At 68.8% G+C, this 12,841-nt stretch carries 16 protein-coding genes; 6 read left to right on the top strand and 10 right to left on the bottom strand.

Translation table 11 applies throughout. The annotated features are described in order from the left end of the window. Positions 1 to 12 precede the first annotated feature (12 nt). On the bottom strand, positions 13 to 990 hold the full coding sequence (locus NWFMUON74_RS24995; RefSeq protein WP_187684223.1) for a zinc-binding dehydrogenase: 978 nt from the start codon (positions 988 to 990) through the stop codon (positions 13 to 15). Between the two features lie 132 nt (positions 991 to 1,122). Here NWFMUON74_RS24995 and NWFMUON74_RS25000 point away from each other — a divergent pair, with 132 nt between their 5' ends. Next, entirely contained in the window at positions 1,123 to 1,860 is a 738-nt protein-coding gene (locus NWFMUON74_RS25000; RefSeq protein ID WP_197986909.1) for an AraC family transcriptional regulator, read from the top strand. A 37-nt stretch (positions 1,861 to 1,897) separates the two neighbouring features. On the opposite strand, the gene NWFMUON74_RS25005 is transcribed toward NWFMUON74_RS25000, so the two are convergent. Together NWFMUON74_RS25005 and NWFMUON74_RS25010 are read right to left on the bottom strand one after the other, a co-directional pair. After that, entirely contained in the window at positions 1,898 to 2,107 is a 210-nt protein-coding gene (locus tag NWFMUON74_RS25005; RefSeq protein ID WP_187684225.1) for a DUF397 domain-containing protein, read from the bottom strand. Next, a complete protein-coding gene (locus tag NWFMUON74_RS25010; protein ID WP_232110589.1) occupies positions 2,104 to 2,994 on the bottom strand; it encodes a helix-turn-helix domain-containing protein in 891 nt (296 codons plus the stop codon). The genes NWFMUON74_RS25005 and NWFMUON74_RS25010 overlap by 4 nt, the downstream gene beginning before the upstream one ends. Positions 2,995 to 3,258: 264 nt before the next feature. On the opposite strand from NWFMUON74_RS25010, the gene NWFMUON74_RS25015 reads away from it, so the two are divergent. Together NWFMUON74_RS25015 and NWFMUON74_RS25020 are read left to right on the top strand one after the other, a co-directional pair. Then, positions 3,259 to 3,615 carry a hypothetical protein gene (locus NWFMUON74_RS25015; RefSeq protein WP_187684226.1) on the top strand — a complete coding sequence of 119 codons (357 nt, stop codon included), beginning with the start codon at positions 3,259 to 3,261 and terminating at the stop codon, positions 3,613 to 3,615. 102 nt (positions 3,616 to 3,717) lie between these two features. Further along, positions 3,718 to 4,032 (top strand): hypothetical protein, encoded by a 315-nt coding sequence (locus tag NWFMUON74_RS25020; RefSeq protein WP_187684227.1) that lies wholly within the window; start codon positions 3,718 to 3,720, stop codon positions 4,030 to 4,032. 26 nt (positions 4,033 to 4,058) lie between these two features. Here the strand turns inward: NWFMUON74_RS25020 and fadD8 are convergent, their stop codons facing one another. Genes fadD8 through NWFMUON74_RS25055 form a run of 7 tightly spaced genes read right to left on the bottom strand, consistent with a single transcriptional unit; the run spans position 4,059 to position 10,854 of the window. Next, positions 4,059 to 5,696 (bottom strand): fatty-acid--CoA ligase FadD8, encoded by a 1,638-nt coding sequence (gene fadD8 / locus NWFMUON74_RS25025; RefSeq protein WP_425300743.1) that lies wholly within the window; start codon positions 5,694 to 5,696, stop codon positions 4,059 to 4,061. Then, entirely contained in the window at positions 5,693 to 6,889 is a 1,197-nt protein-coding gene (locus tag NWFMUON74_RS25030; RefSeq protein ID WP_187684228.1) for a thiolase C-terminal domain-containing protein, read from the bottom strand. Before NWFMUON74_RS25030 ends, fadD8 begins: the two co-directional genes overlap by 4 nt. 29 nt (positions 6,890 to 6,918) lie before the next feature. Beyond that, entirely contained in the window at positions 6,919 to 7,707 is a 789-nt protein-coding gene (locus NWFMUON74_RS25035) for an enoyl-CoA hydratase-related protein (protein WP_187684229.1), read from the bottom strand. Continuing rightward, positions 7,707 to 8,864: a thiolase domain-containing protein gene (locus tag NWFMUON74_RS25040; protein WP_187684230.1), complete on the bottom strand. Its 1,158-nt coding sequence runs from the start codon at positions 8,862 to 8,864 to the stop codon at positions 7,707 to 7,709. The genes NWFMUON74_RS25035 and NWFMUON74_RS25040 overlap by 1 nt, the downstream gene beginning before the upstream one ends. After that, a complete protein-coding gene (locus NWFMUON74_RS25045) occupies positions 8,857 to 9,936 on the bottom strand; it encodes a lipid-transfer protein (protein ID WP_187684231.1) in 1,080 nt (359 codons plus the stop codon). The genes NWFMUON74_RS25040 and NWFMUON74_RS25045 overlap by 8 nt, the downstream gene beginning before the upstream one ends. Continuing rightward, complete coding sequence (locus NWFMUON74_RS25050; protein ID WP_187684232.1) at positions 9,929 to 10,402, bottom strand: Zn-ribbon domain-containing OB-fold protein; 474 nt, start codon at positions 10,400 to 10,402, stop codon at positions 9,929 to 9,931. The genes NWFMUON74_RS25045 and NWFMUON74_RS25050 overlap by 8 nt, the downstream gene beginning before the upstream one ends. After that, entirely contained in the window at positions 10,402 to 10,854 is a 453-nt protein-coding gene (locus NWFMUON74_RS25055) for a Zn-ribbon domain-containing OB-fold protein (protein WP_187684233.1), read from the bottom strand. The genes NWFMUON74_RS25050 and NWFMUON74_RS25055 overlap by 1 nt, the downstream gene beginning before the upstream one ends. Positions 10,855 to 10,994: 140 nt before the next feature. Between NWFMUON74_RS25055 and NWFMUON74_RS25060 the strand changes: the two genes are divergently transcribed. The 3 genes from NWFMUON74_RS25060 (at position 10,995) to NWFMUON74_RS25070 (ending at position 12,841) form a co-directional block, all read left to right on the top strand. Then, a complete protein-coding gene (locus tag NWFMUON74_RS25060; RefSeq protein WP_187684234.1) occupies positions 10,995 to 11,927 on the top strand; it encodes an SDR family oxidoreductase in 933 nt (310 codons plus the stop codon). A gap of 186 nt (positions 11,928 to 12,113) precedes the next feature. Continuing rightward, a complete protein-coding gene (locus NWFMUON74_RS25065) occupies positions 12,114 to 12,494 on the top strand; it encodes a WXG100 family type VII secretion target (RefSeq protein ID WP_187684235.1) in 381 nt (126 codons plus the stop codon). 41 nt (positions 12,495 to 12,535) lie between these two features. Continuing rightward, positions 12,536 to 12,841, top strand: coding sequence for a WXG100 family type VII secretion target (locus tag NWFMUON74_RS25070; RefSeq protein ID WP_187684236.1), 306 nt, complete (start codon positions 12,536 to 12,538; stop codon positions 12,839 to 12,841).

The raw sequence follows: 12,841 nt of genomic DNA on the forward strand, positions 1-12,841 counted from the left end.
GCGAAGCGGGCGCTAGGGGATCACCACAACCTTTCCGGTCGCCCGGTCCGCTTCCATGTAGCGGTGGGCCGCCACGATGTCCTCCAGGCCGAACACGCGGTCCACGTCGGGGCGATAGGTCCCGGCCTCCACCTCATCGACGATCCGCTGCAGGGCCGCCGCGCTGCCCCGGCAGTCGTCGCTGTGGAACGAGGTGAGTTTGGTTCCGGAGGGGATCATCGCGATCGGCTCGAAGTCCCGCAGCGTCCACCCGCTGAGCGAGCCTGCCACGCACACCGTGCCGCCGCGCCGGACCAGGCGCAGCGACTCCGCCGCCGTCCGCGCCCCGACCAGGTCCAGGACGTGGTCGGGGCCGTCCGGCCACACCGCGCGCACACTCGCCGCCAGCGATCCGCCGTCATCGATGAGCACGTGGTGCGCTCCGGTCAGCGCCCCGGCTTTGCCCGGCTGCCGGGTGGTGGCGGCGATCTCCGCGCCGCGGGCCGCCGCGATCGAGGTCGCGGCCATGCCCACCGAGGAGGTGCCGCCGCGAATCAATAAGCGCCACCGGGCATCCGGCGCGGGACCGAGCGCGTCGAGCGCTCCCTGCGCGGTCAGGTACGTCTCCGGCAGCGCCGCCAGGACGTCCCACGGCAATGTCGTCGTGATCGGCATCAGGAGCGCGTTCGGCAACAGCGCGTACTCGGCGTAGCCGCCGTCGAAGGCCCGGCCCATCTCGCCCATCACCGCCGCCACGGTCGTTCCTTCGGGCAGCGCCGGATCGGTGGACGCGGCGACGGTGCCCACGCATTCGATTCCGAGTACTCGCGGGAAGGTCACCGTCGGCGAATGTCCTTGGCGGGTCCGCAATTCCGACCGGTTCAGACCCGCGCCGCGCACCCGCACCAGACTCCAGCCCGCCCGGACGACCGGTACCGGCAGCTCACGGATCTCCAGCATTTCCGGGCGGCCCGCTCCGGTACAGACCGCCGCTCGCATCGTCGCACTCATGCCTCCACTGTCGCGACAGGACGGCGTGTCCGGCTACCGATAGATTGCCAGGTTATGCCCGTAGGTCGCCAAACTCCCCCGAAGTCTCTCCTGTGGCCGTCCGGTGGCGTGCATCTGTGGTCGTCCGGAGGCGTGAGCGCGGTGGACACCCACACCCGGGGACATCTGGTCTACGCGGCGAGCGGCGTCCTGACGGTGCACACCGAGGCGGGCACCTCGATCGTCCCCGCCAACCGCGTCGCCTGGACCCCCGCCGGCGTCGCCCACCACCACCGCGCCCACGGCCCGACAGACATGCGAATCGTCTTCCTCCCCCACTCCCACGCCCGCCTCCTACCGCCCCGCCCCACGGTCTTCACCGCCACCGCCCTCGCCCGCGAAATCCTCCTCGCCCTCACTGTCCCGCCGGGCGGATCTGATTGCGAGCCAAAGGATTGCGGCCGGACGCGGAATCGCGGCAAGGCAGCGCGCAGCCGTCTGCGGCGAGTTCTCGTGGATGAACTCTTCGAAGCCCGCGAGCGGGCTCTGGAGCTACCCGAGCCGCGCGACGACCGCCTGCGGGCCGTGGCGGAGCTGCTGTACGAGAACCCGGCGAACAATTCCTCACTGACCGAACTCGGGCGTGCGGTAGGAGCCAGCGCCCGCACGCTCAGCCGACTGTTCCACGACGAACTCGGCACAACCTTCTACGCCTGGCGCACCCAGCTACGCATCTACCACGCGCTGGTGCTCCTCGCCGAGGGCCACGACACCACCCATGTCGCACATGCCTGCGGTTGGGCGAACCCCAGCAGCTTCATCGCCGCCTTCACCACCGTCCTCGGCACCACCCCGGGCCGCTACCGGACAGGCCACCGCGCCACTTCATAAGCAGCACTGCCCGGTTACCGCGCGTCGTATATGGCCGTCACGCGGAGGGGCGATCGAACTCCCCGCCTCGAACGCCGGAAGTGAAGGCATCCCACTCACCCGGCGTGAAGATCAGCGCTGGGCCGGACCGGTTCTTCGAGTCACGCACGCCGACCATGCCCCCGTCGAGATGCGCGACCTCCACGCATGCTTGCGCTTCCTTGCTTCGGCTGGACTTGAACCACTTCGCCCCGGACAGGTCGATCACCCTTCGTACTCCCTTGCGATCTGGGCGACCAGTTCTCTGGATGCGCCCTCCCCCAACGCTACACGGCGGATACCCGCAAGCCCCTGACGATATTGCCGAATCTCTGCCTCTCGCTCCAGGTAGAGGGCACCCGTGTAGCCATCGACGTAGACCAGTGGAGGTTCCGACAGGTAGGCCCTCGGATGCTCCGGAAACTCCAGCATTACGAAGCTGCCTACCTGCAATCCGACATGCATTCCGGCACTCAGCGGTACGACCTGGAGAGTCACGTTGGGCATCTCACTCACTTGCTCCAAATGGCGCAGCTGCCGTCCCATGACAGCAGGGCCACCGATCGGATAGCGCAGAACCGACTCGCACAACAGCGCCTGAACATTGAAACTATCCCTGTCCTGATTCAGTCTCTCTTGCCGCTTGATGGTCAGCTCGACGTTTCGCTCGACCTCTGTGGGGCTTGCCTGTGGTTCGAGCGCCCATACTCCAGCACGGCGATAGTCGGCCGTCTGCAGAATCCCCGGCACCAGGGTGAGCTGGAACGTCGTCCATTCGCGAGCAAACTCTTCGAGGCCGATGAAAAGGGCAAACACTTCGGGGATCACGTCTTCGTAGGGCTGCCACCAGCTCCTTTGCTCGGCCAACTCCACGAGACCGACGAGAGCTCGCATCTCTTCCGGCGCGGCCCCGTAGAACTCACACAGAGCTTGCACATAGATTTCTTTCAACTTCGGCCCCGGCTGGCCGGTCTCGATCCGCCACAGGGTCTGTGGTGACACTCGAATGGTCTTCGCGGCCTCCTTGGGCGGCACGCCCGCCCCTTCGCGGAGACGCTTGAGGGCACGGCCGAGCATGCGCCGCGCCAAAGTGGAACCGGTTGCGCTCGTGGACATTCGTTAGCCTCGCTATCGGACGTTGTCAGTTTGGAATCGATTTGCTCTACCGCGTGGAATTTCGGAAGAAACTCGACTGCTGCGCCCCCTGAACCGTTCCGAGCTGGTGGTGGGAGGCGTACTACTGAATGCACCGATGGCGGAGACTCACTATTGGTGAGGCCAAATCGTCCCCGCGCTACCGGGTCGCAACCGGTGTGGGCGATGTGAGTCTACTCCGAGCACCGGTCATCGAGTCAACAAACACACCGAACGAAGGTTCGAATGATGACGAACATGCCTGCGGCACAACCAAATTCAATGCGCATTCTGGTCGAACCACCTGAGTTGTGCGATTTCGCCGACCTGCGACTGGCGCACGAATTGATGCGTCGCCATCGCGCGTGCCGCGCCGGGCGGTGCCTCTGGAAGTCGGCAGCACATCACACGCTGGCGCTGGCGGGACACCTTGCGCCGCAGTCGAAGACGCCTCGCGAGCGCGCCGCCGAGCGCGGCGTCGATTTCCCGGCGGTCGGCACCGATGGACCGCCGACCGCTGACGGCCCGCCGCTGCGGACCTTGCGTGAGGTTCTCGATCGACTGACGGAACTGGGGCGGCCGAACACGAACGAGGGGATCTGAGCGGTGCGAGGCGAGACGAGCGCGCATGAGACCAGGGCAGACGGCTGGTCCGCGACCTGGCAATTGCATCACGGCCGACTGCGAATCACGCTGGTACGCAGGGTGTCCGAGAACGAGCCCCTCCTGTCGAGCCCACTCGCGACCGCTCCCGACCTCACCGTGCTCCGCGAACGACACCCGGAGCTGTCACGGCTGTGGGACGAGGTGCGGGCCGACTTCTGGCGACCGACACGTACGGCTGCCGCATCCCCGGCGGCGCGCATCCAGCAGGTCACACTCCGCTCGCGCCGCGCCGGATACCGCATGGTGCGACAACCCCAGCCGCCCCGCCTCTGGACCCTGCTCGACGCGGACGACGGCATGCCCCTGCACACCGCCCGAACCCTCGACCAGCTCGAACAATGGCTGGACGAGTGAACGGGCGGCCGGTACCTCCTACGCCGTCAGCGGTCGAGGTGCTCCGCCGCGATCGCCCGCACCGCCTTCTTGTCGATCTTCCCGAGTCCCGTGAGCGGCAGGTCGTCCACGACGAGGACGTGTTTGGGTACCTGCACGGAACCCTTGCGGCGCTTGACTTCCTGCTGGATCTCGTCGGTCACCGCCGCCACGGCGGCGGTGTCGGCGGCGATCTCCTTGTCCAGCACCACGACCGCGGTGACCGCCTCGCCCCAGCGCGGGTCGGGGACGCCGACGACGGCGACGTCGAGCACCTTCGGGTGTTCGGAGACAACGTCTTCCACCTCGCGCGGGAACACGTTGAATCCGCCGGTGACCACCATGTCCTTACTGCGGCCGACGATGTGCCAGTACCCGTCGGCGTCCTCGCGGGCGAGGTCGCCGGTGTGCAGCCAGCCGTCGCGGAAGGTCTCGGCGGTCACCTCGGGCAGATTCAGGTAGCCGCCCGCGAGAAGTGGTCCGGAGACACAGATTTCGCCGACCTCACCCGGCGCGACCACAGTGCCCTCGGCATCGATCAACGCCGTGCGCAGGGCCGCCGACGGCCGCCCGCACGAGGTGAGGCGCTCGCGGGTGTGCTCGCCCTTGGGCAGATAGCTGATGGCCATGGGCGCCTCGGACTGCCCGAAATACTGCGCGAAGATCGGCCCGAACCGCTCGATGGCCTGGGTCAGCCGGGTCGGATCGATGGCGGACGCGCCGTAGTAGACCGTCTCGAGCGACGACAGATCGCGCTTGTCGATATCGGGATGATCCAGCAGCGCGTACAGCATCGACGGCACCAGCATGGTCGCGGTGATCCGGTGTTCCTCGATGGCGCGCAACACATCTCCGGCGTCGAACCGCGGCAGCACCACGCACTGCCCGCCGAGCAGCACCACCGGCAGGAAGAACGCCGCGCCCGCGTGCGACAGCGGCGTGCAGATGAGGAACTTCGGCCGCTTGGGCCATTCCCACTCCGACAGCTGGATCTGCGTCATGGTCGCCATGCCCCCGGCGGTACCGATGACGCCCTTGGGCTTTCCGGTGGTGCCGCCGGTGTAGCTGATCGACACCACGAAATCCGGTGGCACATCGACGGCTTCGATCGGTTGCGGCTCGAATTCCGCTGCGGCGGCGATGAGGTCCACCCCGACGTCGGCGAGTTCCTCCGGCACCGGCCCGAGCACCAGCACCCGCGTCAGCTCCGGCACCCGGTCCACCAATTCCCTCGCCCGCTGGACGAATTGCGGGAGCGGGTCGATCACCAGGCTGGTGATTCCGGCGTCGGTGAGCACGTGCACGTGGTCGTCCAGGCCGCCCATCGGGTGCAGGGCGGTGCGGCGGTGGCCGCGAATCTGCCCGGCGCCCAGGATGAACAGCACCTCGGGCCGGTTCAGCGCGAGCAGCGCGCTGGGCGTGCCGGTGTCCACGCCGTGCGCGGCGAACGCGGCGGCATAGCGGCTGATCGCGTCGATGACGTCGGCGCCGGTGAGCACGGTCTCGCCGAGGGTCATCACCGGATCGCGCCGGTGTCGCCTCAATCCCGCGAGCAGCGAGTGGCCGTTGTGGACCGGCAACCGCAGGCGGGTGGCCGGATCAATCGCGTCGGTCGATGTTTCGAGCACTGTCTCTCCCATACTCATGCGACACCGGGTGCTGCGTAGACGGTAACCATGCAGGCTCCGCCGAGGCCGAGATTGTGCGCCAGCGCCACCCGCGCGCCGGCGACCTGCCGCTCCCCCGCCAGCCCCCGCAGCTGCCAGGACAACTCGGTCGCCTGCGCCAGTCCGGTGGCGCCGAGCGGATGACCCTTCGAGATCAGGCCGCCGGACGGGTTGACCACCCAGTCACCGCCGTAGGTGGTGGCCCCGGAGTCGACCAGCGCGCCGGATTCGCCCGCCCCGCACAGGCCGAGGGCCTCGTAGGTGATCAGTTCGTTGATCGAGAAGCAGTCGTGCAGCTCGATCACGTCGACCTCGCCGATGCCGAGTCCGGCGGTCTCCAGCGCGCGCCGGGCGGCCGTGCGGGTCATGGGCGCGCCGACGACGTCGATCATCGAGCCCGTGTCGAACGCCGACGCGTCGTCGGTCACCAGTTCCTGCGCCAGGATCTCCACGGCCTGGGCCTCGAGGCCGTGCTCGCGGACGAAGCCCTCGCTCGCCAGCACGGCCGCGCCCGCGCCGTCGGACATCGGCGAGCACTGCGACCGGGTGAGCGGGCCGTGCACCGGACGGTCGCCGAGCACCTGGTCCAGGGTGTAGGGAACTTGGAACTGCGCCAACGGGTTTCGCGTGGAATGCTCGTGATTCTTCACCGCCACCCGCGCCAGCTGCTCGGCCGTGGTGCCGTAGCGCTGCATGTGTTCCACGGCCGCGTTGCCGAAGAACTGAGTGGTCATCGGGGCGGTACCGAAGTCGTACTCGGCGGCCATCACCCGCAGGTGGGCGTCGATAGTGGTGACGGCCGGTTTGGTGGCCGGTCCGGCCATCGCCTCCTTGGTCATCTGCTCGAAGCCCACGGCCAGCGTCACGTCGGCCAGGCCCGCCCCGACCCACTCGCGGGCCAGCATGATCGCGGTGGAGCCGGTCGCGCAGTTGTTGTTGACATTGACGATCGGGATGCCGGACAGCCCGACGTCGTAGAGCACCCGCTGACCCGCCGCCGACGGTTGGAACACATAACCCACCGCGGCACGCTGAATCCGGTCGTAGGTCAGGCCCGCGTCGTCGAGCGCGCCACGCACCGCCTCGCCCACCATCTCGGGATACGTCCACTCCCGCGAGCCGATCTTGACGAACGGCGTCATCGCCACCCCGACGACGAAAACACGACGCATACTCGATCCATCCTCCACTTCCGTGCGGGTCACTTGCCCGTGAACCTCGGTTCGCGCTTCTCCACGAACGCTTTCCGGCCCTCCCGGGCGTCGTCGGAGGTGATGACCTCGCGCACGAACCTGCCTTCGATCGCCCGCGCGTCCTCGTCGGGCAGCCAGCCGCTCGCCAGCAGGGCCGCCTTGGCGTGCTGCACCGCGAGCGGGGAATTGCGGGCCACCCGGTCGGCGATCTGGTGGGCCTTCGCGAGCGCGGTCCCGGTGGGGACGACGTGGCCCACCAGGCCGAATTCGTAGGCCTCCCGGGCGGTGAGCGGGTCGCCGGTAAGGATCATCTCGACCGCCTTGGTATAGGGGATCTGCCGTTTCAATCGCACCGTCGACCCCGCGCCGGGAATGAGTCCGCGCCGCACCTCCGGCAGCCCGAAGGTCGCCTGCTCCTCCGCGATGCGAATGTCGGTCTGCTGCAACATCTCCAGCCCGCCGCCGAGGCACGCGCCGTTCACCGCCGCGATCAGCGGCTTGCGCAGCGAACGGGTGAGCAGCAGGCCACGGCCGATCGCGGCCGGGTCGAAGTCGGCGCGGTCGCGCCCGCCGGTCATCCAGCCGTCCCCGAGATCGCCACCGACACAATAGGTTTCACCCGCACCGGTGAGTACAGCGACCCGGATGTCGTCGTCCGCGTCGATCTCGTCCCAGGCGCGGGCGAGCAACCCGATCATCTCCAGGTTCAGGGCGTTGCGGCGCTGCGGGCGGTTCATGGTCACCACAGCCACCGCACCGGCGCGCTCGAACCGAATGGATTCGCCGGTGCCACTCATCAATTCGGCCTTTCACTGCCGACGACCCACAGGGCGTGGAACTGTGACGCACCGCCCATGGCGTGCCCCACCGCCCGGCGCGCGCCCTCGACCTGGTGTGCCCCGGCCAGTCCCCGCACCTGCAAGGCCGCCTCGAGAAAACGGACCAGACCCGTAGCGCCGGTCGGATTGCCGGACAGCACACCACCGGACGGATTGATCGGCAGCGCCCCGTCGAAGCGCGTGGTGCCGTCGTCGACGAGCTTCCAGCCCTCGTGCAGCGGCGCGAGGCCGATGTTCTCCATCCACATCGGCTCGTACCAGCTGTACGGGATGTACAGCTCGGCGACGTCGATTTCCGCGGCGGGAGAACCGATTCCGGCCTGCCGGTAGGCATCTGCCGCGCATTCGGCGCCCGCGCGCGGGTTCACCTCGTCCCGACCCGCGAAGTGCCCGGTCTCGGTGCGCCACGACATGCCGTGGATCCACGCGGGCGGGCGAGCCGGGTTGCCGACGTCGGCCGCTCCGGCGAGCACGATCGCGGCCGCGCCGTCGGAGGACGGGCACGACTCCAGATACCGGATCGGGTCCCACAGCATCTTGGACTCACGGACCTTCTCGACCGTGATGTCCGGCATGTGCACGTGCGCGAAGGGATTGCGCAGCGCGTTGAGCCGATGGTTGACCGCGACCTGCCAGCCGATGTGCTCCGGCGCTCCCGACCGGCGGATGTACTCGCGGATCACCGGGGCGAAATGCCCGCCCGCTCCGGCCCCGAGCGACGCGCTGAACGGCAGCCCGCGCGAGAGCGCCCATGTGAAATTCCCTTCGGACTCTTTGGAATACGCCGCGACCAGCACCCGGCGCGCGAGCCCCGCCTCGATCAGGTGCGCGCCGTAGATGGCGGCGTGCCCGCCGACGCTGCCGCCGGTGAACACCCGCGTCACGGGCAATCCCCGGGCGCCGAGCGCGTCGGCGAGATACAGCTCCGGATTCATGACCCCGTCGAACAGGTCGGGCGTCTTGGACAGCACGACCGCGTCGACGTCGCCGAGTTCGAGTTCGGCGTCGGCCATGGCGGCGGCCACGGCCTCGCGCACCAGCGCGCCGATGGTCGTCTCCCGGCGCTTGGCCTGTTTGCCCTGGCCGATGCCGATAACGGCGATGGGTTCAGGCACGGGTGTCCCCTTCCAGCAGGCAGACCATATTCTGTTGCAGCGCTTGGCCGTTGGTGGCGTGGGCGAGGGCGCGCCCGGCCCGGCCGGTGCGCACGGCGGCGGCCGCCTCGCTGATCCGCAGCAGCCCGGTGGCGGTGGTCGGGCGGCCCGCCAGCGGCCCGCCCGAGGGGTTGATCGCCGTGGCCGCGCCGAGTCCGAGTTCGCGGGCCAGCAGCGGCTCCTGCGCGGAGTATTCGATGTGCAGTTCGGCGACATCGACGTCCGCCGCGGCGAAGCCCGCGAGCTTCGCCGCCTCGGTCGCGGCCCGGCGTGCCGACGGTGCGTGGGTCAGGTCCCGCGCGCCGGGGTAGTGGGTGTCCATCCGGTGGTCGATGCCGCGCACCCAGGCCGGGTGCTCGGTGAGCGATCGGGCCACGTCCCCGGCGGCCAGGACCACCACGGCGGCCGCGTCGCCGACCGGGGCCACGTCGTGACGGCGCAGCGGCGATGCCACATACGGTTCGCTCAACAGGGCGTCCGTGGCGTACTCACCGCTGACCTGCGCGTGTGGGTTCGACCGGGCGTCGGCCAGGCTGCGCGCGACGATGCGCGCCATCTCCTGCTCCGTCGTGACGCCTGCCTCCAGCAGCGCGCACGCCTGCAATCCGCCGATCGCGTCCTGGTGCGGGCGCAGCGGGGTCAGCAGGTACGGATCGAGCTGGGTGGGCACCACCTGGTCCAGGTCTCGGGGCAGCGAGCCGCGCCCGATCCCGTACACCAGCGCGATATCGCCGTGCCCGAGTTGCAGCCACGCCCACGCCTCGTAGAACGCCCACGCGGCATCCATCTCCACATGGGACTCGGAGATCGGCGGCCACGCGCCCACGGCGTCGAGCGAATCGATGTAGGCGAAGGTGCGGCCCTCGTGGAAGTCGTGGCTGCCGGAGACGACGAAATCGACTCTGTCCCGGCTCAATTCGATGTCCGCGAGTGCCTCGCGGATCACCGGCAGCAGGATGCCGGACATGTCGTCGCGGCGGTTGGCCGCCAGGCACGGCGACTGGGCACTGGTGACGACGGCGACCTCACGCATCGCGCACCTCCGTGACGGGCCGGTAGTGGCGGATGCTCATCCAGGACGGTTCGAGATCGCCCTCGGCCCAGACCGGTTCGACCTCCATGCCGATGTGCACGTCGGCGATGTCGACGTCGCGGATCAGGTGCATCAGCCGGGTGTCCGCGCCGTGCGGGCGGATATAGGCGACCACGTAGGGCGGGTCGATGGTCTGGCCCGGGAACGGGAAGCTGACCACGCAGAAGGTCGACACGGTCCCGCGGCCGTCGAGTTCGGCGGGCTGGTCCAGTTCCACCAGGCAGCGGGCGCAGAACTCCGGCGCGGGCAGGTAGACGTGCTCGCACGAGGGGCAGGTGCGGGCGAGCAGGCGGCGTTGCGCCAAGCCGCGCAGGAATGTGGACCGGCCGGTGCCCGCGACGAAGGTGTACTCCATGCGCAGCGGTGTCGGCATCAACCGGACTGGTTGCGGCAGTGGGCGATTCATCACGCGTCCTCCGGTTCGAAACAGGCGAGATCGCGCATCTCGCCGCGACGTTCGGCCGCCCAGCGGGCACGCACGCGCAGACCCCGGCGCGGGACCGACGGGTCGCCGCCGGTATCGAGGGCGTGGAAGAAGGTGCCCTCCGCGCCGTCGATGCGGATCAGCGCCCAGGCGAAGTCGTGCGCGACCGGGTCGCCCGGCCGGTGCGGGACCCAGGTCCACGACTCGACACTGCCCACCGGGGCCAGATCCACCAGGTCGGTCAGCTCCTCTCCGGTCACCGGATCGAACTCGGCGGGCGGGCACACGACGGTGCCGCGCGCGGTTCGGGCGCCCAGCAGTCGCGCGTCCCGCAGGCCGCCGAGAAACGTTCCGAGGACCGGGCCCACCGTGCGCTCGAACGGGAACTCGATCTCGTACGGGGCGCACAGGCTCTCCTCGCCACCTGCCGGCATCGGCCATCTCCTCTCGTCGACCGAAGTGTGCCTCAATCACCTGATTCAATCAAGTGATTGAGGATGGGCGGTTTTCCGCATACGCTGCGCACAGACCGCGGTCCGGGCGCGGTCCGGGGTGAACGGCGAAAGGGCGAGACATGGCACGGACATCGAAATACGTCCCGCTGACCGGGCGGGTCGCGGTGATCACGGGTGGGGCGCGCGGCATCGGGCGGGCGACCGCACACGCGTTTCTGGCGAAGGGGGCGAATGTGGCGCTCGGCGATATCGACGCCGACCTGGCCGTCCGGACCGCGGAAGAACTCCGGGTCCCCTCGCACACCGCCGGCTCGCCGTCTGCCGCCAGCGGCCGCGGCTCCGCCGCCGAACAGGGGGGCCGGGTCGTCGGCCTACCGCTGGACGTGACCGATCCGGCCTCCTTCGCCGCCTTCCTAAACGCGGCCGAGACCGCACTCGGCCCGATGGACGTGCTGGTCAACAATGCAGGCATCATGCCCTCCGGCATGTTCGCAGATGAAGCCCCTGACCTCACCGACCGCATTCTCGACATCAACGTCCGCGGCGTCATGACCGGCACCCGCCTGGCCCTCCAGCGCTTCGTGCCGCGCGGCACCGGCCACCTGATCAACATCGCCTCACTGGCAGGCACCGCGGGCATGCCCGGCCTCGCCACCTACTGCGCGAGCAAACACGCCGTCATCGGCTTCACCGAGGCGATCCACCTCGAACTCGCCGACACCGACATCCAGGTGACCGCGATCCTCCCCGGCAACGTCCGCACCGAACTCTCCGCAGGCGCGAACATGCCCGCCTGGATGCTCAAAGCCACCACCATAGAACCCGAAGCCGTTGCCGCCGCGATCATCTCGTCCCTCGGCCGCAACCGCCCCTTGATCACCGTCCCCCGCACCCTCACCCCGGTAATCCGAGCCAGCTCCCTACTCCCCCACCGCCTCCGCCGCCTCACCTCCGACCTCTCCGGCATGACCACAGCCTTCACCCACCCCGACCCCCAAGCCCGAGAGACCTACCACCGCCGCATAGCCGAGACGATGCTCGAGAACAAGTAATCTCTTCGACCACACTCCAGCCACTCATCTCACCGGGCCGACCTGGCCTGACACAGTGCGCCACAGTCGATTTCCACGCCGGGGGCCTGCCCGTACAGCATCGCAGATCGATGAGTGTGACGTCATGAGGTCTCGCCGGGCCGACAAGGCTGGCGAGATCGCGCATGGCTTGGGAAGGTTGAGTACGTGGCAGATACAGGCAACAGCGCTCCCGCCTCGTTCGCGGTGGTGCCCGACCATGTGCGAGATACCGGGCAGTTCGTCCAGCAGACCGCACAGGCCCTCATCTCCGGCCTGCGCAGCGCCGACACGGAGGTTCAGGGCCTGATGTCAACCTGGACCGGCCGGGCCGCCGACAGCTATTCGCTCGGCTGGGATGAAGCACGGCAAGCGGCAATCGATGTCCTCGAAGCGCTCGAGACCATGGCAGAACTGCTCGGCGTCACCATCGAATCATTTACCGATTTGGAGAACAACAACACCGCCGACCTCACCGGCGATGGGCTGCTGGACTTCAGCACCCGACCCGCCGCGGCCCCGTCCACCACGCCGATACTCGACACTTAGCAGGCAGATTCGATGACACAACCATCCGTGAGGCGACTGCCGTGACCACCACCAACAGCGGCGGATACAGTGTCGACCTCGAGCACCTGAACGACGTCACGACCCGGCTCGGCGGCCTGGTCGGGTTCATCGCCGACTCACTGGCCGGGCTAGATTCCAGAATCGCTGCCGCACACCAGTCCTGGAGCGGGCAAGCGGCCGACGCGCACGCCACCGCGCACCGCGAATGGTCGCAGGCCGCCACCGAGGCCCGCGAGGGCATCGACACCATGCGCGCCGCCGCCGCGACCGCGCACACCGCCTACACCGACGCGCTGACCACCAATCTCGGCATCCTGGGCCGGTAA

This window comes from Nocardia wallacei (genome assembly GCF_014466955.1).
GTDB lineage: Bacteria > Actinomycetota > Actinomycetes > Mycobacteriales > Mycobacteriaceae > Nocardia > Nocardia wallacei.

Bases quoted from the DNA above. Each gene is read 5' to 3' on its own strand.
- NWFMUON74_RS25045 (WP_187684231.1), bottom strand. From the start codon at position 9,936: ATGCGTGAGGTCGCCGTCGTCACCAGTGCCCAGTCGCCGTGCCTGGCG.
- NWFMUON74_RS25010 (WP_232110589.1), bottom strand. From the start codon at position 2,994: ATGTCCACGAGCGCAACCGGTTCCACTTTGGCGCGGCGCATGCTCGGC.
- NWFMUON74_RS25030 (WP_187684228.1), bottom strand. From the start codon at position 6,889: ATGCGTCGTGTTTTCGTCGTCGGGGTGGCGATGACGCCGTTCGTCAAG.
- NWFMUON74_RS25015 (WP_187684226.1), top strand. From the start codon at position 3,259: ATGATGACGAACATGCCTGCGGCACAACCAAATTCAATGCGCATTCTG.
- fadD8 (WP_425300743.1), bottom strand. From the start codon at position 5,696: ATGAGTATGGGAGAGACAGTGCTCGAAACATCGACCGACGCGATTGAT.
- NWFMUON74_RS25055 (WP_187684233.1), bottom strand. From the start codon at position 10,854: ATGCCGGCAGGTGGCGAGGAGAGCCTGTGCGCCCCGTACGAGATCGAG.
- NWFMUON74_RS25035 (WP_187684229.1), bottom strand. From the start codon at position 7,707: ATGAGTGGCACCGGCGAATCCATTCGGTTCGAGCGCGCCGGTGCGGTG.
- NWFMUON74_RS24995 (WP_187684223.1), bottom strand. From the start codon at position 990: ATGAGTGCGACGATGCGAGCGGCGGTCTGTACCGGAGCGGGCCGCCCG.
- NWFMUON74_RS25060 (WP_187684234.1), top strand. From the start codon at position 10,995: ATGGCACGGACATCGAAATACGTCCCGCTGACCGGGCGGGTCGCGGTG.
- NWFMUON74_RS25050 (WP_187684232.1), bottom strand. From the start codon at position 10,402: ATGAATCGCCCACTGCCGCAACCAGTCCGGTTGATGCCGACACCGCTG.